Raw genomic sequence first — 26002 nt, forward strand, 5'->3', positions numbered from 1 at the left:
GGCTGTGTCGGATGATGAGACAGCGTTTGACTCTCAGGTGGCCTGTGAGTAGGGGTGGTCAGCGCGAGGCTAACGGATTGATGGAGAGTTGGGAAGTGTCAGAAAAGTAGAGCGTTTAGTGGCAAGACGGTATAGACACCAGAAAGACTTTATAGCCCCAATGCTGTTTTGCGGGTATTTGAATGGGTGAGGGTTTGTGAGCTGGCTGAGTGAGTACTGTTTGCCGGCGTTAGAGAAACCATCGCTGTTGATTAGTTGATTATGGATAATGCACCGATTCATCCGCAAGGGGGGATGCAGGCAGTGGTAAAAGCGGCGGGTCACGCGGTGTTATTTTTACCGAAATCCTCTCCTGATTTGAATGTGGTTGAGCATGACTTTAGTGGGCTGAAGTGAGTGGGCTGAAGCGAGCGCGCAGGTATGCAGGGTCAAACCGTTCTATGGATGAGGTGATTCGCAAGTATTGTGCTGGATAATGTCTCATTCTTGATTGGAATAGCTATATTGCCACAATTGTGCCTGATCCGTGGCGGTACTGGTGCCATCGCCAAGCGTGATCAATGATTTGCTCGATGTCAGGATACTGCGGCTGCCAACCTAAAATCTGACGGGCGCGATCGCTATTGGCAACGAGGATTGCGGCGTCTCCTGCTCGGCGATCGCCCTCAACGACTGGAATCGAACAACCTGTGACCCTCTGAGCGGCTTCAATAATTTGCCGCACCGAAAAGCCTTGGCCATTCCCCAAGTTAAAAATTTGCGAGTCGCCGCCACTCAGGAGGTACTTTAATCCCAGCACATGGGCTTGGGCTAGGTCCACGACATGGATATAGTCGCGAATGCAGGTGCCATCGGGAGTAGGGTAGTCTGTGCCATAAATGCAGATGTGGGGGCGTCGTCCCATCGCCGCCTGCAACACTAGGGGAATCAAGTGGGTTTCTGGATGGTGATCTTCCCCTAAGCGGGAGTCGGGATCCGCACCCGCGGCATTGAAATAGCGGAAAATCACCGACTTGAGGCCGTAGGCTCTGCCCATATCGGCAGCAATTTGCTCCACCATCCACTTGGAGCGCCCGTAGGGGTTAATGGGAGCACAGGGACAGGTTTCGCGAATCGGCACCTCTGAGGGCAAGCCATAGACGGCGGCTGTGGAGGAAAAAACAAAGTAAGGCACCTCGGCGGCGACCATGGCCTGTAAGAGGGTCAGGGCACCATAAACATTATTTTGATAAAAGCGATCGGGGGAGCGGACAGACTCGCCCACTTCAATATAGGCAGCAAAGTGCATTACTGCCGTCACGGGATAGGTTTGAAAAATCCAATCTAAGAGGGAGCGATCGCCAATATGACCCACAATGAGTTCTGTTTTAAGAACAGACTCGACCAAATCGCGGTGCCCTCGCTCAAGGCTATCTAAAATCAGAACCTGAAAGCCGGCTTGCTGCAGTGCCAAAACGGTATGGCTGCCAATATAGCCCGCGCCCCCGGTGACCAGAATCAGCGGCGAATTATTATCATTATTAATTGTCATTAAAGTCCATCTGTTACACTAGAAAAGCTGCTACAAATTCTGCCATGACCAGTGACTTACACCATGAAATCACCCAAGAGGTGAAACGACGTCGTAATTTCGCCATTATCTCTCACCCGGATGCCGGGAAAACGACGCTGACGGAAAAGTTACTGCTTTACGGTGGGGCTATTCACGAGGCGGGAGCCGTCAAAGCACGACGGGCACAGCGGCAAGCCACCTCTGACTGGATGGAAATGGAGCAACAACGGGGGATTTCGATTACCTCGACGGTCTTGCAGTTTGAGTACCAAGGCTATCAGATTAACCTCTTGGATACCCCCGGCCACCAAGACTTCAGTGAAGATACCTATCGCACCCTTGCGGCGGCTGATAATGCCGTGATGCTGGTGGATGCGGCCAAGGGTTTAGAACCCCAAACCCGCAAGCTCTTTGAGGTATGCCAACTGCGGGGTCTGCCGATTTTTACATTCATCAACAAGCTGGATCGGCCGGGGCGGGAACCCCTTGAACTGATTGATGAAATTGAACAGGAGCTGGGGCTGATTCCCTATCCTGTGAACTGGCCGCTAGGAATGGGCGATCGCTTTCGCGGCGTCTATGATCGCCTGCGGCAGAATTTTCACTTCTTTGAGCGCACCACCCACGGTAGCCGTGCTGCGGCTGAAACGGTCATTGCCCTTGGGGATCCTGCCATTGATCCCTACATTGAGTCCTATCGCTTGGAATACAACCAACTCAAGGATGAACTAGAACTGCTCGATGGCGTGGGGGCGGAGCTAGATCTTGATCTGGTGCATCAGGGGAAAATGACTCCTGTCTTCTTTGGCAGTGCCATGACCAACTTTGGCGTGCGCCTGTTTCTAGAGCACTTTTTGACCTATGCGTTGCCACCCATGGCCTACAAGAGCGATCGCGGGGCGATTGATCCGACGCAAGAGCATTTCACTGGCTTTGTGTTTAAGCTGCAGGCCAATATGGATCCAAAACATCGCGATCGCGTCGCCTTTGTGCGGGTCTGTAGCGGCAAATTTGAAAAGGACATGACCGTCAACCATGCTCGCACCGGCAAAACCATCCGCCTTTCTCGCCCCCAAAAACTCTTTGCCCAAGGTCGCGAATCCCTTGAAACGGCCTATGCGGGCGATGTGATTGGCCTGAATAATCCAGGCATGTTTGCCATTGGCGACACCCTCTATGTCGGCCCCAAATTGGAATATGAAGGCATTCCCTGTTTTTCCCCAGAACTCTTTGCCTATCTGCGCAACCCCAACCCCTCCAAGTTCAAATCCTTCCAAAAAGGGGTGAATGAGCTACGGGAAGAGGGTGCCGTGCAAATCATGTACTCTACCGATGAATCGAAACGAGAACCGATTCTGGCGGCAGTTGGCCAATTGCAATTTGAAGTGGTGCAGTTTCGCCTATTAAACGAATACGGTGTGGAAACTCGTCTTGACCCTCTCCCCTATACCGTTGCGCGCTGGGTACTGGATGGTTGGGAAGCCCTTGCAGCCATTGGCCGCATCTTTAATGCTGTCACCGTCAAAGACAGTTGGGGACGGCCGGTGCTGCTCTTTAAGAATGAGTGGAATCTGCAACAGACAATGGCAGATCATCCCAAACTGCGCCTGAGCGCGATCGCCCCCCTTGCCGCTGCTGTGCCTGCCTAGCTGCCCCATGAGTAGTGTCTATACCCGTCCCCTTGCTCGTCTCATTGAGCAGTTGCAACGCCTGCCGGGCATTGGCCCAAAAACCGCCCAACGTCTTGCCCTCCATCTGATCAAACGTCCCGAAGCCGATATCCAAGCCTTGGCTCAAGCCCTCCTTGACGCCAAACAGCAGGTGGGACTCTGCTCCGTTTGTTTCCACCTCTCTGCGGAACCCGTGTGCGACATCTGCGCCTCCCCCCAGCGGGACGATCACACCATTTGTGTTGTGGCGGACTCCCGCGATGTCATTGCCATTGAAAAAACCCGTGAGTACCACGGCAAGTACCATGTCTTGGGGGGACTCATTTCTCCGCTAGAGGGCATTACGCCCGAACAACTGCACATTCAACCTCTGATTCAGCGGGTAAGCCAAGCACAGGTCAAAGAAGTGATTTTGGCTATCAATCCCAGTATTGAAGGGGAAACGACCACTCTCTATGTGGGGCAGCTGCTGCGGCCTTTTGTGAAGGTGACTCGCATTGCCTTTGGCCTACCGGTGGGCGGTGATCTTGACTATGCCGATGAAATGACCCTTGCCCGTGCCCTTGCCGGTCGCCGGGAAATTGAGTGGCAGTAGCTTAGTGCCCCCCTTGCAATCGCCGCAATGCCGTCACAATTTGGTGGATGGCTCGCTTCAATTGCTCGACTTCGTGGTGTAACCGCTGGTCTTCCGCTTCCAAAGCGGCGAGGCGATTGTCATCCCCACCACTAGCTGTTGCCGCTAGTTGCTGTTGCAGTTGAGCAACCGTTGCTTGGAGTTGAGCAAAGTCATTTGCTTTGACAGATTGCGCCTGCAAAGCTTGAATGGCACCTTCAAGGGCGGCCAGTTTGTCATAGATGGGGGTGAGATCCACAGCAACGGGAGCCGCTACTTCCGCAGGTGCTGCTGCTTTGACGGGTCTGGGCTTACGAGCTTTGCGAAAGGCCTCTTGAATCGCTGCTTCGAGTTGTTCTTTTTCAAAGGGTTTCTCAATGAACTCAAACCACTCAAAGGGTTCTTGGAGCTTTTCGGTGACCTCTTCCTTGCGCCCTGACATAATTACGAGGGGGATGGCGCCAAGGAGATCATTTTTCTCCAATTCTTGATAGACTTCCCAGCCGCTCACCTTCGGCAGCAGAAAATCCAGCATGATCAACGTCGGCTCAGACTGCTCAATGAGTTGCAGCCCCTCACGGCCATCCTTGGCCTCAAGAATCTCATAGTCGCCCTCTGGCAACATTTCACGGACCCGCATCCGGATTACTTTACTGTCGTCAATGACAAGGACTTTGCGGCTAGTCACGGAAACACTCCATTCCTATACAAGATTCCTATAGAAGAGATTGTGAATAGAGGGCGGCAGTGGCATGACCACCACGTGATTCCAACCTTAGCATAGCCCTGTCTTTTGGAGTTGACCACTCGCCTTACACTGCCGCAAAGCGTCCCTGAACCCAAAAATTTGGGGTCAAAGACCCACCCTTGAGGGCAGGAGAATGTCACAATAGAAGTCTCACCCCTACCAAAGATTTGTTCGATACGTCACACCCTATGCCAGAGTCTGCTGCCCCTATCCACCTCCCCAAAACCAGTGAGTCGGAGCAGCTGAAGCGGATTCGCCACACCAGTGCCCACATTCTGGCCATGGCAGTCCAGAAGCTGTTTCCCAAGGCGCAGGTTACAATTGGTCCTTGGATTGAGAATGGGTTTTATTACGATTTTGACCACCCCGAACCCTTCAGTGAAAAAGACCTGAAGCTCATTGAGAAGGAGATGGTCAAGATCATTAAACGCAAGTTACCAGTGATCCGTGAGGAAGTAACCCGTGAGGAAGCTGAGCGGCGTATCCGCGAACTGGGAGAACCCTATAAGCTAGAAATTCTCCAAGACCTCGAAGAGCCAATTACGATTTACCACCTCGGCGATGAGTGGTGGGATCTGTGCGCCGGCCCCCATGTGGAAAACACCGGTGAGATTAACCCCAAGGCGATCGCCCTTGAAAGTGTTGCCGGTGCCTACTGGCGCGGCGATGAAACCAAAGCCCAACTGCAGCGCATCTACGGTACTGCTTGGGAAACCCCAGAACAACTGGCGGAATATAAACGCCGCAAAGAAGAAGCCCTGCGCCGTGACCACCGCAAACTGGGCAAAGAGCTGGGTCTCTTTATTTTCGCTGATCCTGTAGGACCAGGGCTACCCCTGTGGACTCCTAAGGGAACGATTCTGCGCTCAACCCTCGAGGAGTTTCTCAAAAAAGAGCAAATGAAGCGGGGATATCTACCGGTGGTGAGTCCGCACATTGCCCGTGTGGATCTATTTAAGACCTCTGGCCACTGGCAAAAGTACAAAGAGGATATGTTTCCCCTGATGGCCGAAGATGCTGAGGCGGCAGCCAACGAGCAGGGTTTTGTCCTCAAGCCAATGAACTGCCCCTTCCACATTCAAATCTATAAAAGTGAGCTGCGCTCCTACCGTGACTTGCCCCTACGGTTGGCGGAGTTTGGTACGGTTTATCGCTATGAGCAGTCCGGGGAATTGGGGGGCTTGACACGGGTGCGAGGCTTTACCGTTGATGACTCCCACCTCTTTGTCACCCCAGAGCAGTTGGATGTCGAGTTTTTGAATGTGGTTGACCTCATTCTCTCGGTCTTCCGCTGTCTGCGTTTAAATAAATTCAAGGCACGGTTGAGCTTCCGCGATCCCAAATCCGACAAGTACATTGGCTCCGATGAGGCTTGGTCAAAGGCGGAGTCAGCCATTCAGCGAGCCGTAGAACAGTTGGGCATGGAGTACTTTTTGGGGATTGGTGAAGCGGCATTCTATGGCCCCAAGCTCGACTTTATCTTTGAGGATGCCCTCGGTCGCGAGTGGCAGCTGGGAACGGTTCAGGTGGACTACAATTTGCCTGAGCGCTTTGATTTGGAATACGTTGCTGAGGACAATACCCGCCGCCGACCGGTGATGATTCACCGTGCCCCCTTTGGCTCGCTGGAGCGGCTCATTGGCATTCTCATTGAGGAGTATGCAGGGGATTTCCCCTTCTGGCTGGCACCCGAGCAAGTGCGCCTGTTGCCCGTGGGAGATGAGCAACGCCCCTATGCCGAACGTGTGGCCGCTCAACTGCGAGAGCAGGGCATCCGCGTGAGTGTGGATCGCACGGGCGATCGCCTAGGTAAACAAATCCGCAATGCTGAAACCCAGAAAATTCCCGTGATGGGCATTGTGGGTGCCAAGGAAGTCGAAAGCGAGACTGTGAGTATTCGCACCCGTGCTGCAGGCGATGTCGGCGCCTTGCCGGTTAAACAACTGATCGAGAAACTAACATCGGCAATGAATGCAATGGATGCCGAGATTCAGTGGCAGTAGCTAGAGGTTAACTCATTATGACCAGAAGTGTTGAAAGATAGTTTGAGAGGCTAGAAAAAAGGGAAGAAATGTCATATTCTTCCCTTAAAAGAAGAAGAAAAAATCAATTTACTATGGCATCTTTTGCAACTCTTGTCAAGTCCATTCTCAATCGGCTCAGCCCCTGTGACTACCCCGTGCTGAACTCTCAATTGTTCTTCAAAATCTGGTTGACCTACGTTCTCGACCAAGGGTTAACCAGTATGAGAGCCTTATTTTATCGCTTGAATCATGCAGGGATTACAGTGGATATGTCCACGTTTTCCAAAGCCAACAAAACTCGGACAACCAGCTTATTTGAGGGGATTTACACTCAACTGATGTCTCAAGCTCAAAAGAGACATCGTACTTCAAGCATGACGCTGTTTCCTATCGATTCAACCATCATTACCCTGACCAGTAAACTCTTTTGGTTCTATAAATATCATCAAGTGAAGTTACTTACGGGATTTGATTTAACAGAGAACATCATGGGTAAAGCGGTGATTTCTTTTGGGGAGAGACATGACCTGAGCTTTCAAGAGGAGATTCTAGAAATGATCCCTGAGAATGCTGTTGTAATCATGGATAGAGGGTTTGCGAGCTGGCAATTTTTAGAGCGACTAAGTGAGAGGAAGTGCCCATTTGTTGTACGTATCAAGAATAACATGAGAATGAAGCTCAATCATGAGAGATATCGCGTGGTTCAATTTTTTGACGAGAATCAAACGGAGTTTCGTATAGCGACAAATCTAAAGGAGCTGAGTGATGAGGAAGTGAGTGAGTTATATCGGCATCGGTGGGCGATTGAGAACCTATGGAAATTTCTGAAGATGCATTTATCATTAGACAAGTTGATTACGAAGAGTTTGAACGGGGTGATAAATCAGATTTATATGGTTTTAATTGCCTATTTAATTTTAGAGCTGGTGGAGATACCTGAATACTTTGGGAAGAAGCTATTAGACAAATTGCGATATTTGCAACTGGAACTCAGTCGTCGCTGCTCAATAGTGCATTGGAGCTTTGATTGGCAGCCAGAGCTACTGGTCACTTAAAATGTTAAGTTTTGTTGCAGAATTCAACACTTCTGCATTATGACCTATCCTTTTATATCAATTATTACGGCAACTCTCAATGTCGAAGATACGATTACTCGAACCATTAAAAGCCTTCAAGATCAAACGGATAAAAACTTTGAATGGATTATTGGAGATGGTGCTTCAACTGATAATACCATTAGTATTATTCAGTCTACAAAGGGCTTAAATATCAAAATTATCTCAGAACCAGATTTTAGTTTATATCATGCGATCAATAAATCACTTAAAATTGCAAGTGGAGATTATTATCTTGTTTTAGGTGCTGGAGATGTACTAGAACAGAATGCAATAGAGTTGTTTAGAAAAGCTGCTTGCTCTACGAAAGCAGATATACTATCAGCACATGTGTGGTTAGGTAAACGATTAAGGCGCCCTAATAAGGGAAGACCGTGGTTGCTTTCAGCCGGAGCCTACATATCTTCCCATGCTGTTGGTACTCTAATTAAAACCGATCTTCATAGGCAACTAGGATACTATTCCTATAGATTTCCAGTTGGCGCAGACTCCTTCTTTATCAAAACTGCTATTCAAAATGGCTGTAAGTTTCACGGATGCGATTTTATTGCCGGAGAATTTATGCTTGGCGGTATTTCATCAACTGATAAATTATCAGTTTTATGTGATTTCTTCCGTTTACAGGTAGAAACTGGAGAAAACTTGCTTTTACAAATATTAATTCTTATTTGTGCTTTATTTATTCGAGTTGTTATTCCTAAGTACATACCTTCTCTAATATGGGGTACAAGCAGAAGTGTTAAATCCTTAAACGAAGCTTAATGTCCCCGTTGCGGGGATTGCTGCGTCATCCTACAACTAAGGGATTATCCTCCTTCGTAAAGGTGTTCTCTAGCAACCAGTCCAGCTTTTGCTGCTGTAGTCCCATCAGCTGAGGCTTTAAGTGTGACACGAAGTCTCGGCCAAGTGATACGCTAGGGCTTTCATCGTTCGAAAAATGTTGTAAAAGCCATTGGCTCGCGAGGGGGTTAAGCTGACATTTAGTCCGGTTTGCTGAATAAAGTCAGGTTTTAACTGCAGGATTTCTGCAGGTGTCAACCCACTCAACCCTTCAACCAATAGCCCCACTAATCCCTTCGTCACTTGAGCGTCAGAATCCCCCTGAAAAATCACCTTGCCCTGCTCTAAAGAGGCTGTCACGTACACTTGGGAGAGACAGCCGGGCACGCGGTTGGCGGCGACCTTCTGCTCCTCAGGAAATGGCGGCAGGCGCTTTGCAAAGCTCAGCAGGTATTCATAGCGCCGCTTTGGATCTGAGATCTGTTGGAACCGCTGAACAATGCGATCGAGGGAAGCCGGTAAAGGCTGGCAGGCGGAGGGCATATTTACCTAGAAGAACGCTGCTGAGAAAAATGATAACTATTTCTCATTTTAGCCTCAGCAGTTGCACAATAACGGCAGCAGTCAACCTAGGGGCAGCTTTTCATACCAATAGACCGCCGTGCTCTTACCCTTAACTCATAACTTGTGTTAGCCTTGAATGTACTCACTCGGTTCTGGTGGGGATCAGCCATCAGACGCAAGGGGGAAAGTGCAGTGCAAATCTGCCGCTGTCCCGCAGCTGTGATGAGAGGCACTACTCTCTCAGTCAGAATGCCCGCCGAGTTGTGAATGTCGTTATGCCAACATCTGCGAGGTACAGATGATGTTCTTCATGCTTCAATTTTCATTAATTTGCCTAGATAAAGACCCCCCCTACCGCCCTTTTCTGGCAAGGTTCCTGCCGTTACTGTAGCACAAGTGATTTTGGAGATTTTCAAGTACCTACAAGCACCTAGACAAGGGCTCCTCTTGCAGTGACCCACGCTAGGTTCTGCTGATGATACTGGAAGTGCACTGCTTGTTGGACTGAAAACAGCCAGCTTTCATTGTCTATTGAGAGAACTGTCAAAACTCAGGGTACTGCAACAATGACCATTCAAACTGCAACGCTAGGCTACCCCCGCATTGGTAAAAATCGTGAGCTGAAAAAGGCATTGGAAGCCTTTTGGAATGGCAAATACAATCAAGAAAATTTGCTACAAACAGTTCAAGAGATTGAATTGGCAAATTGGCAAACGCAACTGCAGGCTGGCATTGATCGCATTGGCGTTGGCGATACCAGTTTTTACGATCCCGTTCTCGACTGGAGTGTCCGCCTCGGCCTCATCCCACAGCGGTATCAAGCCTTTACAGGGTTGGAGCAATACTTTGCAATGGCTCGCGGTCGAGAGGGAATTCCAGCCCTTGAGATGACCAAATGGTTTGACACCAACTATCACTACTTGGTTCCCGAAATGAGTCAGCCTCTTCAGGCAGCGGACTTTAGTGATTTTCTGGGGATCATCGGTCGTGCCCAAAGGGTCTTGGGCGATCGCGCCGTTCCCATGGTGCTAGGGCCTTTAACCCTGCTACGGCTGAGTCGGCTGCAGATGAATCTAGAGGAAGCGTTGTCTTGCCTAGTGGAGCGCTATCTTATCCTGTTGGCTGAATTGAAGAACCTAGGGGTGGTTGAGGTACAAATCCACGAACCTGCCTTGGTTTTTGGGGACACCAACAACTTCAGGGAATTGTATGAATCAACATTTGATGCGCTCTGTCAAGTTGGCTTGCCGATTTACCTAGTGACCTACTTTGATGATCTCGGCGCTGCCTATCCTTGGGTGGTGACGTTGCCCGTAGCCGGCATTAGTCTAGATTTTACCCGTGGGCAGAACTTGGCATTATTGCAGCAGTATGGTTTCCCTGCGGATAAACAGCTGGGAGTGGGTATTGTGGATGCCCGAAACATTTGGAAAATTTGCCCAGAACCTGTCGTGTCAACCTTAGCAGCGATTCAGGGTATCACAACTAATATCCGGTTGCACCCCTCAGCCTCTTTACAATTTGTCCCCTACGATGCAGCACGAGAAGTGAAGTTACCAGAGCCATTGCGGCGGGTGTTGAGTTTTGCCGAACAAAAGTTGGATGAGGTGGTGCTATTGGCACAGACGCTGCAGGAGAGTCCCAAAGCCCTTGCCCAGCACCCCCAATTGGCAGAGATTGAAGCCCAGTGGCAGGCCTTTAAGGAATTTAGGCCTGTGAATCCAGTGGTACAACAGCGGTTGCGCAATTTAACCGTCAACGATCTGAAACGGGCTATGCCCTATGAACAACGCCGCCAACTGCAGCCCACCTTACCGCTCTTTCCGACAACTACCATTGGTTCTTTTCCGCAAACCCCAGAAGTGCGGCAATTGCGGGTGAAGCTCAAGCGCGGAGAAATTACCCTTGCGGAGTACCAAGCAGCAATTGATGCTGAAATTGCCAAATGCATTCGATTGCAGGAAGAAATTGGCCTAGATGTATTGGTGCATGGTGAGTTTGAACGCACCGACATGGTGGAATTCTTTGGCCAGAAGCTCACTGGTTTTGCCTTTACTGAACACGGCTGGGTGCAAAGCTATGGCAGTCGCTGTGTGCGTCCACCCATTATTTATGGGGATGTAGCGCGAACCGAGCCAATGACGGTGCGAGAGTTTAAGGTGGCGCAATCGTTGACCCAGAAAATCGTCAAGGGCATGCTGACGGGCCCTGTGACCATGATTAACTGGTCCTTTACCCGCACCGATATTCCGCGTAGCGAACAGGCGATGCAGATTGCCTTGGCTCTACGGGATGAAGTGGCCGATTTAGAAGCTGCTGGGGCAAAGATTATCCAGATTGATGAACCCGCTTTACGGGAAGGATTACCCCTCAAGCCGGAACGTTGGCAGGAGTACTTGGCTTGGGCTGTCGATGCGTTTCGGTTGGCGGCTGGTGTGGCTAAGCCAGAAACCCAAATTCATACCCACATGTGCTATTCAGAGTTTGGCGACATTATTCAACATATCGAGCGCCTAGATGCAGATGTGTTGTCCATTGAAAATAGCCGCAGTAACAATGAAACGCTGTTTGAAATTACTGATGCCGGCTATCAAAAGCAGGTGGGCAATGGTGTTTATGATGTTCATAGTCCGGCAGTTCCCACTGTTGAGCAGATGGTTCAGCAGCTGGAGACTGCGATCGCCCATCTACCCAGTGACCAGATTTGGGTTAACCCAGACTGCGGTCTGAAAACCCGTCGCTGGGAGGAAGTAATTCCCTCACTGAAAAACATGGTGGCCGCCGCCCAGCAATTGCGAGGGGCTCGTCTTACCAACTGAGGATCTGTTGTTGCTGCCAGCGCACCGTTGCCCCCTTAAAATCGCAGGATTTTTCCACCACTCAAAACTGCGTTTCCATTCCTGCGATTAGCGGGGCAATGCTTGTAAGAAGGCTGCCCCATGCCTAAAGACCTGCTCCATGATTGGTAGGGGCACCTGATCCTCGGCTGATGGGATATCCGCATGAGTGTGAATCGTACGGGCGATCGCTAGGTCAACAAATCCGCAATGCTGAAACCCAGAGAATTCCTGTGATGGGCATTGTGGGTGCCAAGGAAGTCGAAAGCGAGACTGTGAGTATCCGCATCCGTGCAGCGGGAGATGTCGGCGCTTTCCCTGTTAAGGAACTGGTTGAAAAACTCACCTCTGCCATGACTGCGATGGATGCCGATATTCAGTGGCAATAGTGGGCAATTGATCTACAGGGCAGTTGACCTCGCCTTTAATAGTTTGTCAAAATGAGCGGCGAGTGGTTCTCGCGATCGCGTAGCGTACCCTTCGGGTAATCGCTCTAATCAATTCTCTAGGGAACAGAATGACTGAAGCACCGATTTCACCAACAACGGTTTTGCAACAACTGCAATGGCGCTACGCCACGAATGAAATTTGACCCCAATCGCAAAATTCCTGCGGATCTGTGGCAAACACTTCTACAAAGTCTGGTACTGGCTCCTTCTTCCTTTGGCCTGCAACCGTGGAAGTTTTACGTCATTGAGACGCCTGAGCTACGCCAAGCCCTGCTCCCCCACACTTGGAATCAACGACAGGTGGTGGATGCCTCCCACTTAGTGGTATTTGCCATTAAAACCAATCTCAATGCTACGGACGTTGATCGCTACCTTGCACGGCAAGCGGAAGTCCACCAAACCGCAGTGGAAAATCTGCAAAAGTATGGGGACTTGGTCAAGGGCTTTTTGCACTCACCCCCCTACCCCCTCAATGTTGATGAATGGTCAACCCGCCAAGTCTATATTGCTTTGGGTCAGTTTATGGTGACGGCGGCGCTGCTGGGCATTGACACCTGCCCGATGGAGGGTTTCTTGCCCCAAGAATATGATCGCCTTCTCGGTCTACCTACCCAAGGTTATCATGCCGTCGTTCTATGTGCAGCGGGCTATCGAGCGGCCGATGACAACTATGCGACTTTGCCCAAGGTACGCTATCCCCTAGAGGCAGTCGTGGAAGTGCGCTAAGGTTCACGAATTGACCCCGCTGGACATAGGCTAAGCTAGAAATAGCTCGGTACTCGCCTTTGTATGTCTTTGCACACCGATGATCCCATTGACCACAATTTAGTTGATTTAGAAATCGTTCCCGCCAAAGAAGAAGAGCGCTCTGAACCCACTAACATCATTATTCGCGAGATGGGCATTGATGACATTGCCCCCGTGTTTCACCTTGGCGAGGAACTCTTCACCAGTGATCTGTATCCCTCGCTCTATCGCATCTGGGATGAGTGGGAGGTCATTGGTTTCTATAACACCGATCCCGAATACTGTCTGGTGGCCGAGGCGGATTCTCAGGTGGTCGGGTTCATCTTGGGCACCATTATTAGCAAAGCCCCATGGGTGTATGGCTACATTAACTGGCTGGGGGTGCATCCCCACTATCAGCGGCGGGGCATTGCCGATAAGCTGGTGGATAAGCTCATCGAGCGGATGATTGAGGAGGGGGCGCGATTTATGCTGGTGGATACCGATCCGGCCAACACGCCCGCAGTAAAGTTTTTTACCCGTAAGGGTTTTGGCAATCCGCGGCGGCATGTCTTTTTTTCGTTAAACTTAACCAAGCACGAAATCTATGGCCGGCTGATTGCCTACGAGCGCGATCGCTCCGAGCGGTTGACCTATCGCCGTCCCCGCCGCCGCTAGAAAGCTGAAATCTAGATAGTCGTTCCTTGGAGGTGTCTGCCTTGGTGACTCTTTCTTCTGCCCCCTCAGATGAGATTCCTGTTCCTGCCCACATCCATTACGAGCTAGTGCTGCAAATTTTGGAACAGGTCTCGTTGCCCGCCCTCCCTCCCCACTCCAGTGGTTACCAGCAACTCCATAGCGCTGCTATTCATCTACGCAAAGCCCTGCGGCTACAAAAGCAGTTTGAGGAGGAATGGCAATTGAGGGGTGGCACTGTGGAGTACCAATGGTCGCTGAATCGCGATCGCCCCCCAGCTCAGAGCAAGTAACCCAATCCCAAGAGCAAGCTACTCCAAAAGTGCAGTTGCACCGCAATAAATTTCGAGTTCTTGATCTGCTCAGGGACACTGTGAAATTGCGCCATCCGCTGACACAAATAAATCGCCCAAGGCAGTGAACTCAAAGCCAGCAGTGTTGGCCACGGCAGCATTCCCCAGAGGACAGCGGCCACTAAGAGAGCATAAAAGACGCCACAGGCGCCATAGACCAGTTGAGCACTGCGAGCCGTCCCTAGGCGCACGACCGGCGAACGTTTGCCAGCGGCTAGATCATCGGCCACTTGGTGAAAGTGGGAGCAAAAGAGAATCAGCGTTGTCGTCAGACCATTGAGGATAGCCACTGGCCAAATACTAGGGCTAAAGGTTTGCCCTTGGCTATAGTAGGCAGCAGCGATCGCCAGCGGCCCAAAGCAGATAAAACAAATCGGCTCTCCCAAACCCAAATAGCCCAAACGAAAGGGTGGACCTTGGTAACTATAGCCTAGGGCGCAGCAGAGTAATACCAACCCTAAAACCGTTGCATCCTGTTGCAGCCAACTAATGGCCACAATCCCCAGTAGCCCCAAAAGTAAGCAGAGGTTGCTCAGCCAAAAGATCAATTGCTTTTTGCCTGTAAGGTTGACTACAGAATGGTACTTGTGGCGATCGATCCCCGTTTCGGCATCAAAGACATCATTACTGAGATTCAGCCAGACCAAAATGAGTACGGCTGCTGTTAGAAACAAACTAAACGGCCACCAATGCACCCTTCCCGTTTCGGCGATCGCCACCGCTGTGCCCAGCCAAATCGGCATCACAGCCACACTGTACATGGGAAGCTTAATCGCCGCCCACCACAAACGGGAGCGATCTATCGATTCTGACGGACTAGCCATCTCACTTACACTTGAGTCACCTTCGTCAGCATATCATTGCCGCTTGTGCCCATCGATCGCTTGTTTCGCTGCCCAAATGGCTTGCCGCAACGCTGGATTATTCAGCTTATAGCTATAGATGCCCAAGTCCCGCGCTAAGGCCACCAGTTGTGGGCGAGTCAGTCGCTCTAGCTCCGCGATCGTCAGCGTTTCGATAGTGGGTTGAGGCGGGCACAGTTGGCGTTCAAGGGCGGCCACTTGCTGTTCTAGGGTACTCAGGCGCTGCAAAACCGTGGGACAGGCCATCTCCGTCGGCTGAAGAGATTGTTGCAAAATTTTACGAATTGCCTCACTAAGGGAACCGCATCCCTGCTGCACTTGCCAGCGTTGGAGTTGGCCGTAGAGTTCAGCATCTAAACGAACCGTGATCTTTTTGTGGGGCATGCCTGAAATTCCAAAAAAAAAACCGACAAACTTACTTACAGTCTGTCGGCTCGTTGTGTGTTCCCTGTTGATGACTCGGATAGTACTGAGTCACTATTTAGTATGACCCATCCCCCGATAGAATGACTGTGACGATGATCACAATTTAGCCGCCTTTTATTGAGTTTCACCAAATTCTCTCATTAGACTTTCCAAATTCCCTATGACCTCTCCCCTAGACGGTACGATTATTTTGCCCGACAACCCCCTGAGCGTCCCCCTACGGCGGCGTTTACTCCATGTGAATGGGATAGGGAGCGATGCTGCCAAGCAACTGCGGGATTTGAACCGCCTTGCCGAACTCACAGCGACTTATCCTTTAGAAGTTCGCGGCATTCACAATCAGACCCATGGCTTCCAAGCAGATCTTTTGGAAAGTTTCCTCGGTAAGGCAGAACTCTACCGTTTTTGGCCCCAGACCCCAGCCCCAGACCCCAGCAAGGATCGCCGCTATGAGTATGCTAAACTTCTTGGCCAACTGGTGACTCAAGATCTGACTGATGATGCGGATATTCTGGCGATCGCCCAACCGAGCCAACTGCAACAGCGCCCCCTCGATATCAACAGCACCGCTGACTTAACGAAACTCCTTGACCTATCGTTCCTACAAAAATTAGGTTGGGGGGATTTTGCCCAGTATCTCTACGGTGCCTTTCCAGCCGGTGCGCCGCGTCCCACCCTGCGGTTGGCCTATGAAATCGTCAAGGGGTTACAGGCGGGAGCCGAATTGTACCTTGTCGCCCATAGTCAAGGGTTAATTATTACTGCCCTTGCCTGCCACATTGTGCGGCAATTGCTGCTGCCGCAAACGAAATGGATGGAGATGGTGCATCTCATTGGCTATGGCCCGGCCATTTTCTTTGCGGATTTGCCGCCAGAGCTACAGCCGCGAACCATCCTAATTCAACACCGTCAAGATGTGGTGGCCGAAACCCTGAGCAACCTCCGCAATGTGGATTTATGGACTAACTTGCAAACCCAGATGGAAAAAGCCATTCACTACGCCGATGATCTGCTGAAAGTGCTCGGTCAAGATAGCCACCACTCTGCCAGTTTCTATTTGGGGTTACAGGACAGCCCCAGCAGCCGGCGATCGGCAGAACTGATACAAATTTTATTAACCCAAAGCTGGACAGCCACCCCCAGTCTTGCCGTCCTTGGGGGCACACGGCTAATCCTTGAACTTTAGCGGATGAGTGGCAGAAGCGGCTATCCTAGTAGAGAGAAAGGAATAGGAAGAAGGACAAAATAGAACGCCAATGAAGGGTCTAGAAAAGATTATCCCCCTAGATGGACGGGATATTAAGGTAGTATTGCAAAAATTTGCCCCCCAAGCGGCCGGTTCCATTCTCATTAGTTCGGGGGAAACAGCTGTCCTAGTGACGGCAAATCGTGCCGCTGCTCGCGAAGGCATTGATTTTTTACCCCTTGTGGTGGATTACGAAGAGCGCCTCTATGCCGCTGGGCGGATTCCCGGCGGTTTTTTACGGCGTGAGGGTCGTCCCCCCGAAAAAGCGATTCTTATTGGTCGCCTGATTGACCGGCCGCTGCGCCCCCTCTTTCCCCAATGGTTGCGCGATGATCTGCAAGTAGTAGCCACGACGGTTTCCTTGGATGAAAATGTTCCCCCCGATGTATTGGCGGTAACGGGAGCCTCGATCGCTGTTCTTTTGGCGCAAATTCCCTTTAATGGTCCAATGGCAGCGGTGCGGGTGGGCCTTGTGGGGGATGAGTTTATTATCAACCCCACCTACAAAGAAATTGAGCGCGGTGGCTTAGATCTGGTCGTGGCCGGGTCTCCCGATGGCGTGGTGATGGTGGAGGCCGGTGCCAATGAGCTGCCCGAAGCTGACATGATTGAAGCCATTGACTTTGGCTATGAGGTCATCCAAGACCTGATTCAAGCGCAGCGGGATCTCCTCAAGGAACTGGGTCTTGATATCGTCAAAGTGGAACCGCCAGCGATCGACCCCACCTTGGAAAACTTCATCTACGATCGCGCCGTTGAACCGGTCAAAGCCATTCTCAAACGCTTTGAAAAGGACAAAAATGTTCGCGATGCTGCCCTCGATGAGGTGCAAGGGGCGATCGCCCAAGACATTGCGGCTCTGCCCGAAGATCACCCAGTGGCTGTGGCGGCAGCGGAAAACCCCAAAGCCCTGCCTACCCTCTTTAAGGCCGTGACGAAAAAACTCATGCGGCAGCAGATTATTGAAGAAGGGGTGCGAGTGGATGGCCGCCGTCTCGATGAAGTGCGTCCCATTTGGTGTGAGGTGGGGGTTCTGCCAGAGCGGGTTCATGGTAGTGCCCTCTTTAATCGTGGCTTGACGCAGGTGATGTCTGTGACCACCCTCGGTTCTCCTGCCGATGCCCAAGCCCTTGACGATCTGCATCCCGAGGACAGCAAACGTTATCTGCACCACTACAACTTTCCCCCCTACTCTGTGGGTGAAGTCAAACCCCTGCGATCGCCCGGGCGGCGGGAAATTGGCCATGGTGCCCTCGCCGAGCGTGCCCTCGAACCGGTCATTCCTCCCAAAGAGGAGTTTCCCTATGTGATTCGCGTCGTGTCGGAGGTGCTCTCTTCCGATGGTTCTACCTCCATGGGATCCGTTTGTGGTTCCACCCTCTCCTTGATGGATGCCGGGGTACCGATCCGTAAACCCGTCAGTGGGGCGGCCATGGGGCTGATCAAGGAGGGCAATGAGGTGCGCATCCTCACCGACATTCAGGGGATTGAAGACTTCCTTGGCGACATGGATTTCAAGGTGGCCGGCACCGATAGCGGCATTACCGCCCTGCAAATGGACATGAAAATTACTGGCTTGCCGATGTCGGTGATCAAACAGGCAATCGAACAGGCACGTCCGGCACGGCTCCATATCCTTGAGAAAATGCTGGCGGTGCTGGACAAACCCCGTCCCCAACTGCCCCCCAGTGCGCCACGACTGCTGACGTTGCAAATTCCCCCCGATATGATTGGCCTTGTCATTGGTCCCGGGGGTAAAACCGTGCGCGGTATCTCTGAGCAATACAACGTCAAGGTGGACATTAGTGAAGAAGGGCTGGTCACCATTACTGCCCCCAATGAAACCAACGCCAAGCAAGCCCGGGCGGCCATTGAGGGTCTGACGCGAAAGCTCAACGCCGGTGATGTCTATCTGGGTAAGGTGACGCGGATTATTCCCATCGGTGCTTTTGTCGAGTTTCTCCCCGGCAAGGAGGGGATGATCCACATTTCCCAGTTGGCGGAGTATCGGGTTGGCAGAGTCGAGGACGAAGTGAAAATTGGCGATGAAATTGTGGTCAAAATCCGGGAGGTGGACAGCAAAGGCCGCATTAACCTGACCCGCCTTGGTATTCATCCCGACGAGGCCGAAGCCGCCCGCAGTAGCTCCGTTGTCTAGCCCATGGTCACCATGCCCAAGTCATCACCGCATACGTTCCTCTTGGAGGTGGGAACCGAGGATCTCCCCGCCCGCTTTGTCAGTAGTGCCCTGCGCCAGTGGCACACCCTGATTCCCCAAACCCTCAAGGAACAGGGACTGGAGGGGGGAGTCAAAGTCTGGGCAACCCCGCGCCGCTTAGCCGTACTGATTGAGGGGTTACCGCCCCAGCAGCCCGATCAAGCAATTGAAATCAAAGGGCCAGCGGCCAGCGTGGCCTTTCGCGAGGGGGAACCTACCCCGGCTCTATTGGGGTTCCTGCGATCGCGCCAAGGTCGTCTTGAGGAAATTGAAATCCGTCCCACGGAAAAAGGGGAGGTGGTCTATCTCAAGCAAGTTCGCCCCGGCCAACCGACGCCCCAACGATTGACCGAGTTGGCACCACAGTGGATTGCCGCCCTTGAGGGTGCCCGCTTCATGCGCTGGGGGGATGGGGATTTGCGGTTTTCGCGTCCCATTCGCTGGCTAGTGCTGCTGTGGGAGGATCAGGTGCTGCCCTTGGTCTTGGAGAGCCATTCCGTGCGCATTGCCAGCGATCGCACCACCTATGGCCATCGTGTCCTTTCTCAAGGGGCTATTGTCCTCAAGCATGCCCAAGACTATGAAGCTGCCCTTGAAACGGCGGGAGTCTTGGTGGATCCAGAGGTTCGCCAGCAACGGATTCGCGAGCAAATTGCTGCCCTTGCTGCGGAAGCGGGGGGATGGGTGGATTTAGAGGTGCCCCTTTTGGAGGAAGTCACCCACCTCGTGGAATGGCCAACGGCGGTTTTGGGAAGTTTTGAAGCACGGTTTCTTGCCCTGCCCCTTGAGGTGATTACCACCGTATTGGTGTCCCATCAGCGGTATTTTCCCGTGTACACCGATGCCACTCGCCAAGCGCTGCTCCCTGTATTCATCACGATTAGCAATGGCGACCCTGCGGCCACCCCCTTGATTCGTGCTGGGAATGAGCGGGTGATTCGTGCTCGCCTAGCGGATGCCGAGTTCTTCTACAAGGTGGATACGGCACAGCCCCTAGAGCACTATCGTGACAAACTAGCCACGGTTACCTTCCAAGATGAATTGGGATCCATGGCCGACAAAGTGGAACGGCTAACCGCACTAGCTCGCCAAATTGCCACCGCCTTAAATTGTGCGGCTGCGGACGTTGCTGCCATTGAACGCACGGCCTGCCTGTGTAAAGCGGATCTAGTAACGCAGATGGTGGGGGAATTTCCGGAACTGCAGGGCTACATGGGGCAAGTGTATGCCACGGTCTCCGGGGAAGCGCCAGCGGTGGCCACGGGGATTTTTGAACATTATCTGCCGCGTTTTGCGGGCGATCGCCCGCCCCAAAGTCTCACAGGTCAGGTGGTGGGACTCGCCGATCGCTTGGATACTCTAGTCTGCCTCTTTGGCATCGGCCTGTGTCCCACGGGGTCATCAGATCCCTTTGCCCTACGGCGGGCTGCCAATGCCGTGATCACCATTCTCTGGCAGGGGGAACATCACTTGGATCTCCTCGCTCTGCTACAGGAGTCTGCCCAAGCCTTTTGTCGCCAATTTGCCGCCAAGCTCAGTGCCGCTGACTTAGAGCAGGAACTGCGGCAGTTTTTTAGCCAACGGCTGCGAACCTTACTGCAAGAAGAACTCGGCATTGAGTATGACTTGGTGAATGCCGTCATTCCAGAGGATCAGGCGGAGTTGCAGACTCGTGCCCTTAGGGATGTGGTTGATGCCCGCGATCGCGCCCAATTTCTCCAAAAACTGCGCCAATCCGGTGAACTCATGGCCATTTACCCCACCGTCAATCGTGCCGCGCGTTTGGCACGTCAGGGCACCCTAGGAACAGACTGCCTGAATATCCGCGCTGTCAAGGCCAAGCACCTCGCAGCCCCCATTGAAAAGGAATTCTATGCCGCTCTCAAGGACCTCTTGCCAAGGGTGCAACAGGCGCAGGGGCAGCGTGCCTATGGGGAAATTGTGGCTGCTTTAGTCTCCCTTGCCCCCATTGTCAGTCGCTTCTTCGATGGCGAGGAAAGTGTCCTAGTGATGGCCGAGGATGCAGCCGTGCGTGCCAATCGCTTAGCGCTCCTTGGTCTGTTGCGCAATTGTGCAGCCATTATTGGCGATTTTGGGGCGATCGTCCAAATCGAGAGCGTTGCATCCAGCTCATAGTTCTCACAACTTTTGGCAGGAACAAAAGTGTTGCTTAGCTCACAGCGGCAACGCATAATTGAGAGTACCCCAATTGAGAATTGCCGTGGCCTGTTCATCTGAACAGGCGCTCAGTTGGTGTTTAGCCTGTTTGCGAGAATTGCCATGACTGCTGAACCCCCGGCCAAGCGCCCCCGCGCCAAGAAGACCCCAGCGACTCCGCCAACGCCTTCCCCTGAGTTAGAAACCAAATCTCGCCCAGAAATTCTCGGTGTTGCGGCAGCGGGTAGCTCACCGCCCAAGGTCAATACTGCTCCTGAAGAAGCGATTTCTGAGCAAGAAGATCTTCCTTCCCGTCTCCAGCCGATCCCACCCCCCAGTGAACGGATGCAATATCGGGCGATCGGGGTTGTACGCGGTCGCTATGTACCCGCTTCGGAGGCGGAGTTCAACCGCGGGGTGATGATAACCGAGGATGGCGTGGAAATTGAAACCGTCCTCTTGGGGCAGGTGATGAACCTGATTAAAAAATATCTCGACCTGAATGAACCCCACCTCTGGGTGGTCTATCCCCGCACCCGCGACGTTGACAAAGAAGCGGTGAAACTGCACCTGCAAATTGTGGGCGTATGGGAACCGGAGCGCCTGCAACAGGCCAATGCCACAGCAGCGGATCCCGGCGTCAATGACGGCTACTTTTCTGTACGCGGAGAAGTGATCTTCAACTCCCAAGAAAAGAACTTTGTCGTCGTTAAAATTCAACAGTTGCCGCGTCGGCGAGGGGAAAAACCCAAAGCCTTCAAATTGAAACTAGTGGGAATGGTACCCATGAAGTCGCCGGGCTACTTTTGGGACTTTCAAGTGCAGCGACAGGGAACCAGTCTAGTAGTTCAGGAGGCAACCACCGTCGGTATCCTGCCCCCCCGCAAAATCAAGAAGCCCAAGAAAGCCAAGGCACGGCCAGCCCGTCCCCAGCGCCCTCAGCGTCCTAGTTCGCCGCGTCCGACCTCCTTTCGCCCGGTTCGGCGATCGCCCAACCCACCATTGAACTAGCGCCAAGGCATGGCTTGTCGAGGTGTTGTAAATTTTTGTAAATTTGTTGCACTGCCAACAACAACTTAGACACCGTACTTGATCATTTAGCCCACCTACTGCGAGGAACACCATGACGATTCAACTAGGGGGACATCGCACCGCCCGTCGCGCCTACGGTATTGATGAAATTGCCCTTGTCCCCGGCAACCGCACCCTTGATCCCCAACTGGCCGATACCCGCTGGCGCATTGGTACCATTGAACGGGAAATTCCGATTATTGCCAGTGCCATGGATGGGGTCGTGGATGTCACGATGGCCGTCAAACTCAGCCAAATGGGGGCACTGGGTGTCCTCAACCTTGAGGGAATTCAAACCCGCTACGAAGATCCAGCACCGATTCTCGAACGCATTGCCAGCGTCAGTGTTGATGAATTTGTGCCCCTGATGCAGCAGTTGTATGCCCAGCCGATTCAGCCCCACCTCATTGAAAAACGCATTCAAGAAATCAAATCCCAAGGGGGGATTGCTGCCGTCAGTTTAACCCCAGCGGGAGCCAGTCGTTTTGGTGAGGTTGTGGCAGCGGCAGGGGCCGATTTGCTCTTTGTCCAAGCCACGGTTGTCTCACCGGCTCACCTTGCCCCTGAGGGGACAGACCCCTTAGACCTTGCTGCTTTTTGTGAGCGGATGCCAATGCCCGTCATTTTGGGGAATTGCGTCACCTATGAGGTGGCCCTCAGTCTTATGCACTGTGGTGCGGCAGCAATTCTAGTGGGGATTGGGCCGGGGGCAGCCTGTACTTCTCGGGGTGTGCTTGGGGTGGGGGTGCCTCAAGTCACGGCGATCGCTGACTGTGCAGCGGCACGGGATGCCTATTTTGAAGAGACGCAACGCTATGTGCCTGTGATTGCCGATGGGGGCCTTGTCACGGGTGGCGATGTCTGCAAGTGTATTGCCTGCGGCGCAGATGCGGTGATGATGGGATCCCCCTTTGCCCGTGCCAAAGAAGCCCCTGGTCGCGGTTATCACTGGGGCATGGCCACGCCTAGTCCGGTGCTGCCTCGGGGGACGCGCATTCATGTCGGCACCACTGGCACCCTTGAGCAGATTCTGCGGGGACCCGCTCAGTTGGACGATGGTACCCATAACTTCCTTGGGGCATTGCAAACCAGCATGGGCACCCTTGGCGCCAAGGATCTGCGGGAAATGCAACAGGTGGAGATCGTCATTGCTCCTTCCCTCCTCACGGAAGGCAAGGTCTATCAAAAAGCGCAAAAACTGGGGATGGGTCGCTAGTCAAGAGGCAGATAGCTATAGTCAATGCGGCCGCCGCCGCGAAACTGCTGCCGATAGGCGATGCTGACGGGATCCTCACTGGCGTAGAGGGTATCAATGCCAATACCATTGCGGCCATATTCTTTGCCAGAGCTATGGATATACTCTCCCTGCCCCAGATAGAGACCCACATGGGTCGCCTTTTCACGGGTACCAAAAAAGACGAGATCACCCCGCTGAAGCTGGGGTAAGGTTTCCTCAATGGAGTTGCTTCCTAGGGGCGTGGCAAAAGCCTCCTGCTGATAGGCATCCCGCGGCAGCCAAATGCCTTGATGGGCAAAACTAGCCTGTATCAAGCCAGAGCAATCGTAGTTGGGGGCAACGGTTCCGCCCCAGAGGTATGCATGGGGAACCCGCTGTGCCGCCAAGCAAAAGGCAATCACCTCCTCAAGGACAGCCTCAATATAGGCGCGATCGCGGGTAATGGGTTGATAGGGCTGAGTGGCGGGTGTGAGATGGCGGTAATCCTGTGGATCCAGCCAGCCCCAGTATTCATCCTCAGCAAGTTGCACGTAGGTACGTTCAGCCCCCAAAGCAGGTGCCCAGAGCAAGCGTCCTGCTGCCCCTTGGGTCGCCAAGCGATCGCCTGTGGGGGCGTCGTAGAGGTTCACCGTGGCCGTGAGTTGATAAAGCTGCATTACCGTCTGATGGTTTAGAGAATAATGACTTTGCATTTGAGTTGCCCCTCTTTTTGCTTATAGCGGGTCAGTAGCATGGTTTGAAGGCTTCAAAACTCTACGTATGTAATTTCTTTTTCCTAAGGTGACCGAAGAGGGGTATCAGTGAAGTTGGGCTGTACTGCTACATGACATCGACTGAGTAGGCACGGATTGCTGTATCCACTGTCGCAAGGGTCAAACCGTTTTGTAATGCTTGACAGATGAGCATTCTGTCAAACGGATCGCGATGCAAGGGTGGCAGTTTAGCTTAGCCAGTTGAATTACACTATTTTCATCAAGACCAAGGCTGTCAATACTCAGATAAACCTCATTGTCTGGATCACGAAATTATATCCCGAAGATCCGTTGATAACTGGATATCACCACTAATGAACCATAAGAAAATATGCGTATCTAACAAAATTCTCATTTACAGCTCTTTTCAAAAGAATTGAACTTACCTAGGAAAGTTAAAGCTCCTCTATGACAGGGTTACAGCCTCTCGATGACCCCCATATTTTAGAAAAGGGCTGTACCCTCGAATGCGTTGAGCAGCTCTTCCGGCAAAGGAGCGTCGAAATCATCTGGAACGGTAAACTCGCCCGCACATAAACCAAATGGTCGCAATTGCTTACTCTTGCCAATAGGTTTAAGAGGTTTAAGTTCAGCAATCAGCTGGTTAGATCTAAAAATAATAAGGGTCTCACCTGCCTCTACTTGATCCAGATACTTGAGAGGATCACGCTGAATCTCATCAACCGTTACATTCAACATCGGCTTGCCTCAACACAACTTGATATATGCATCAAAATCCAAAGCAGTGAAACATTTCAAGGCTTCTCTTCCCCTCTTTAGTGATTCCAAGTACAGGTCGCAATGCTCATCAACGAACTAAAGGCTGGGTAGAGCGGCTCTTGGGGTATTCATAGCTTTCTCAATACTCTGCTACTTTATTTTAATTTCTTTCTCTTGAGGCGACTAAAAAGAGGTCAGCTACAGTTCAATAGGGGGCAGCTACAACGGGAGCAAACTGTGCCGCCACATCCCCCACCAACTCAGGATGGTTCGGATCTAGCATCATCACCGGTGCCTCAGGGTGTAACTCAAACTTCTCTAAGGGAAACCAGAGGATGTTGGGCGCTGTGGTTAGCTCAAAAACGTAATAGCGGTGGGTTAAATCCATAACGGTGCGGTATTCAGTGTTGTAGAGACTTCCCGGCACTTTATTGGGGGCACCAAAGGGCACAGAGACATTGCGGGCGATCGCTAACACACTGGCGATCGCTTCCCGTTGATTGCGGGGTTCGGGCAGCACCTGCAAGAAATAATCAGCCCGCACAAAGCGATGGCTGGGATCCACATTCCCCGGCAGCGGTGTTTGGCGTGTGGCATTGGTGAAATCAAACTGGGCACGGTAGGCCAACTGCTCATCATAGGGGGGATCGTTGGTCATGATTTGATACTGGCGTCCATGGTGGATAACCAGTTCACCGTTGAGATATTCCAAAATGGCCGAGTCGCCACTGGCATCCGCGATCGCTACATGAACCGTGCTGGCAAAGCCCTGTACCGTGATCATCACTGGTTGAATCTGAGCCATGAGGTCAAGGGCTTCCTGCACTGTTGCCGCATTATCCAGCAGGTATTGCCCCCAGAGTCCGGCGTGTACCCCCTGCTTTTGTGGATGCCGTGTGCCAAAGTCCGTTGCTGTCAAATAGAGCAGATGCACTGCCAAGCCCTGTTCATTGAAGCCATCGACGGTTCCCAAGCCGTACATACTGACAACGGCACTGCCATAGCGGGACTGCCAACGGGCGGGGTTTGCCATTTCAAGAGCAGCGGTGCCCAGATGATTGCCCTGACGCTGAAGCCCACGCGGAAAAATGATTAGCTTTGGTTCAGTGGTGGTGGGCCAGTCCATGGTTCGCGCCACAAAGACCCCTAGGGCATTGGTATGCCAGAGAATGCGAGTACACATGG

21 protein-coding genes, 4 pseudogenes and 1 riboswitch are annotated in these 26002 nt (G+C 52.2%); of the genes and pseudogenes, 16 read left to right on the plus strand and 9 right to left on the minus strand.

Annotation, left to right across the window (positions count from 1 at the left end):
• Positions 1–109 precede the first annotated feature (109 nt).
• Positions 110–476, plus strand: a pseudogene (locus M0644_RS13190) (transposase); the annotation flags it as partial.
• A 23-nt stretch (positions 477–499) separates the two neighbouring features.
• Here the strand turns inward: M0644_RS13190 and galE are convergent.
• Entirely contained in the window at positions 500–1531 is a 1032-nt protein-coding gene (galE, locus tag M0644_RS04690) for a UDP-glucose 4-epimerase GalE (protein ID WP_286626820.1), read from the minus strand.
• 44 nt (positions 1532–1575) lie between these two features.
• Between galE and prfC the strand changes: the two genes are divergently transcribed.
• Together prfC and recR are read left to right on the plus strand one after the other, a co-directional pair.
• A complete protein-coding gene (prfC, locus tag M0644_RS04695) occupies positions 1576–3201 on the plus strand; it encodes a peptide chain release factor 3 (RefSeq protein WP_149818617.1) in 1626 nt (541 codons plus the stop codon).
• A 7-nt stretch (positions 3202–3208) separates the two neighbouring features.
• Positions 3209–3817: a recombination mediator RecR gene (recR, locus tag M0644_RS04700; protein WP_286626821.1), complete on the plus strand. Its 609-nt coding sequence runs from the start codon at positions 3209–3211 to the stop codon at positions 3815–3817.
• Positions 3818–3983: 166 nt separating this feature from the next.
• Here the strand turns inward: recR and M0644_RS04705 are convergent.
• Positions 3984–4523: pseudogene (locus tag M0644_RS04705) on the minus strand (response regulator); the annotation flags it as partial.
• Positions 4524–4771: 248 nt separating this feature from the next.
• Between M0644_RS04705 and thrS the strand changes: the two are divergent.
• The 3 genes from thrS (at position 4772) to M0644_RS04720 (ending at position 8484) form a co-directional block, all read left to right on the plus strand.
• Positions 4772–6586: a threonine--tRNA ligase gene (gene thrS / locus M0644_RS04710; protein WP_286626823.1), complete on the plus strand. Its 1815-nt coding sequence runs from the start codon at positions 4772–4774 to the stop codon at positions 6584–6586.
• 68 nt (positions 6587–6654) lie between these two features.
• Positions 6655–7662, plus strand: coding sequence for a transposase (locus tag M0644_RS04715; protein WP_399373867.1), 1008 nt, complete (start codon positions 6655–6657; stop codon positions 7660–7662).
• A 39-nt stretch (positions 7663–7701) separates the two neighbouring features.
• On the plus strand, positions 7702–8484 hold the full coding sequence (locus M0644_RS04720; RefSeq protein WP_286626825.1) for a glycosyltransferase: 783 nt from the start codon (positions 7702–7704) through the stop codon (positions 8482–8484).
• A 117-nt stretch (positions 8485–8601) separates the two neighbouring features.
• Here the strand turns inward: M0644_RS04720 and M0644_RS04725 are convergent, their stop codons facing one another.
• Positions 8602–9045 carry a SufE family protein gene (locus M0644_RS04725; RefSeq protein WP_286626826.1) on the minus strand — a complete coding sequence of 148 codons (444 nt, stop codon included), beginning with the start codon at positions 9043–9045 and terminating at the stop codon, positions 8602–8604.
• Between the two features lie 151 nt (positions 9046–9196).
• Positions 9197–9342, plus strand: a riboswitch (cobalamin riboswitch).
• Between the two features lie 290 nt (positions 9343–9632).
• Between M0644_RS04725 and metE the strand changes: the two genes are divergently transcribed.
• From metE to M0644_RS04750, 5 genes and pseudogenes are all read left to right on the plus strand, one after another.
• Positions 9633–11885, plus strand: a complete 2253-nt coding sequence (gene metE, locus M0644_RS04730) for a 5-methyltetrahydropteroyltriglutamate--homocysteine S-methyltransferase (RefSeq protein WP_286626828.1) — start codon at positions 9633–9635, stop codon at positions 11883–11885.
• 170 nt (positions 11886–12055) lie between these two features.
• Positions 12056–12292 (plus strand): His/Gly/Thr/Pro-type tRNA ligase C-terminal domain-containing protein, encoded by a 237-nt coding sequence (locus M0644_RS04735; protein WP_286626829.1) that lies wholly within the window; start codon positions 12056–12058, stop codon positions 12290–12292.
• Positions 12293–12420: 128 nt separating this feature from the next.
• Positions 12421–13078 (plus strand): annotated as a pseudogene (locus tag M0644_RS04740) (NAD(P)H-dependent oxidoreductase).
• Between the two features lie 63 nt (positions 13079–13141).
• Entirely contained in the window at positions 13142–13756 is a 615-nt protein-coding gene (locus tag M0644_RS04745) for a GNAT family N-acetyltransferase (RefSeq protein ID WP_149818634.1), read from the plus strand.
• Positions 13757–13800: 44 nt separating this feature from the next.
• Positions 13801–14067 (plus strand): DUF5340 domain-containing protein, encoded by a 267-nt coding sequence (locus M0644_RS04750; RefSeq protein ID WP_286626832.1) that lies wholly within the window; start codon positions 13801–13803, stop codon positions 14065–14067.
• Here the strand turns inward: M0644_RS04750 and menA are convergent.
• Positions 14055–14951: a 2-carboxy-1,4-naphthoquinone phytyltransferase gene (gene menA, locus M0644_RS04755; protein WP_286626834.1), complete on the minus strand. Its 897-nt coding sequence runs from the start codon at positions 14949–14951 to the stop codon at positions 14055–14057. The two genes, M0644_RS04750 and menA, sit on opposite strands and share 13 nt — an antisense overlap.
• Positions 14952–14984: 33 nt before the next feature.
• Positions 14985–15374: a hypothetical protein gene (locus M0644_RS04760; RefSeq protein WP_286626835.1), complete on the minus strand. Its 390-nt coding sequence runs from the start codon at positions 15372–15374 to the stop codon at positions 14985–14987.
• 202 nt (positions 15375–15576) lie between these two features.
• Here M0644_RS04760 and M0644_RS04765 point away from each other — a divergent pair, with 202 nt between their 5' ends.
• From M0644_RS04765 to M0644_RS04785, 5 genes are all read left to right on the plus strand, one after another.
• Entirely contained in the window at positions 15577–16602 is a 1026-nt protein-coding gene (locus M0644_RS04765; RefSeq protein ID WP_286626836.1) for a hypothetical protein, read from the plus strand.
• Between the two features lie 70 nt (positions 16603–16672).
• Positions 16673–18820, plus strand: a complete 2148-nt coding sequence (locus M0644_RS04770; protein WP_286626837.1) for a polyribonucleotide nucleotidyltransferase — start codon at positions 16673–16675, stop codon at positions 18818–18820.
• A gap of 12 nt (positions 18821–18832) precedes the next feature.
• A complete protein-coding gene (glyS, locus tag M0644_RS04775; protein WP_286627160.1) occupies positions 18833–21016 on the plus strand; it encodes a glycine--tRNA ligase subunit beta in 2184 nt (727 codons plus the stop codon).
• Between the two features lie 144 nt (positions 21017–21160).
• Positions 21161–22048: a hypothetical protein gene (locus M0644_RS04780; protein ID WP_286626838.1), complete on the plus strand. Its 888-nt coding sequence runs from the start codon at positions 21161–21163 to the stop codon at positions 22046–22048.
• A gap of 112 nt (positions 22049–22160) precedes the next feature.
• Complete coding sequence (locus M0644_RS04785; protein ID WP_286626841.1) at positions 22161–23324, plus strand: GuaB3 family IMP dehydrogenase-related protein; 1164 nt, start codon at positions 22161–22163, stop codon at positions 23322–23324.
• Here M0644_RS04785 and M0644_RS04790 read toward each other — a convergent pair.
• From M0644_RS04790 to M0644_RS04800, 4 genes and pseudogenes are all read right to left on the minus strand, one after another.
• Positions 23321–24037, minus strand: a complete 717-nt coding sequence (locus M0644_RS04790) for a C40 family peptidase (protein WP_286626842.1) — start codon at positions 24035–24037, stop codon at positions 23321–23323. The genes M0644_RS04785 and M0644_RS04790 overlap by 4 nt on opposite strands.
• 127 nt (positions 24038–24164) lie before the next feature.
• Positions 24165–24452 (minus strand): annotated as a pseudogene (locus M0644_RS13110) (type II toxin-antitoxin system VapC family toxin).
• Positions 24453–24541: 89 nt separating this feature from the next.
• A complete protein-coding gene (locus tag M0644_RS04795) occupies positions 24542–24796 on the minus strand; it encodes a type II toxin-antitoxin system Phd/YefM family antitoxin (RefSeq protein ID WP_286626843.1) in 255 nt (84 codons plus the stop codon).
• A gap of 226 nt (positions 24797–25022) precedes the next feature.
• Entirely contained in the window at positions 25023–26000 is a 978-nt protein-coding gene (locus M0644_RS04800) for a linear amide C-N hydrolase (RefSeq protein WP_149818649.1), read from the minus strand.
• Between the last annotated feature and the right edge of the window lie 2 nt (positions 26001–26002).

It is taken from the genome of Thermosynechococcus sp. B1, assembly GCF_030322985.1.
GTDB lineage: Bacteria > Cyanobacteriota > Cyanobacteriia > Thermosynechococcales > Thermosynechococcaceae > Thermosynechococcus.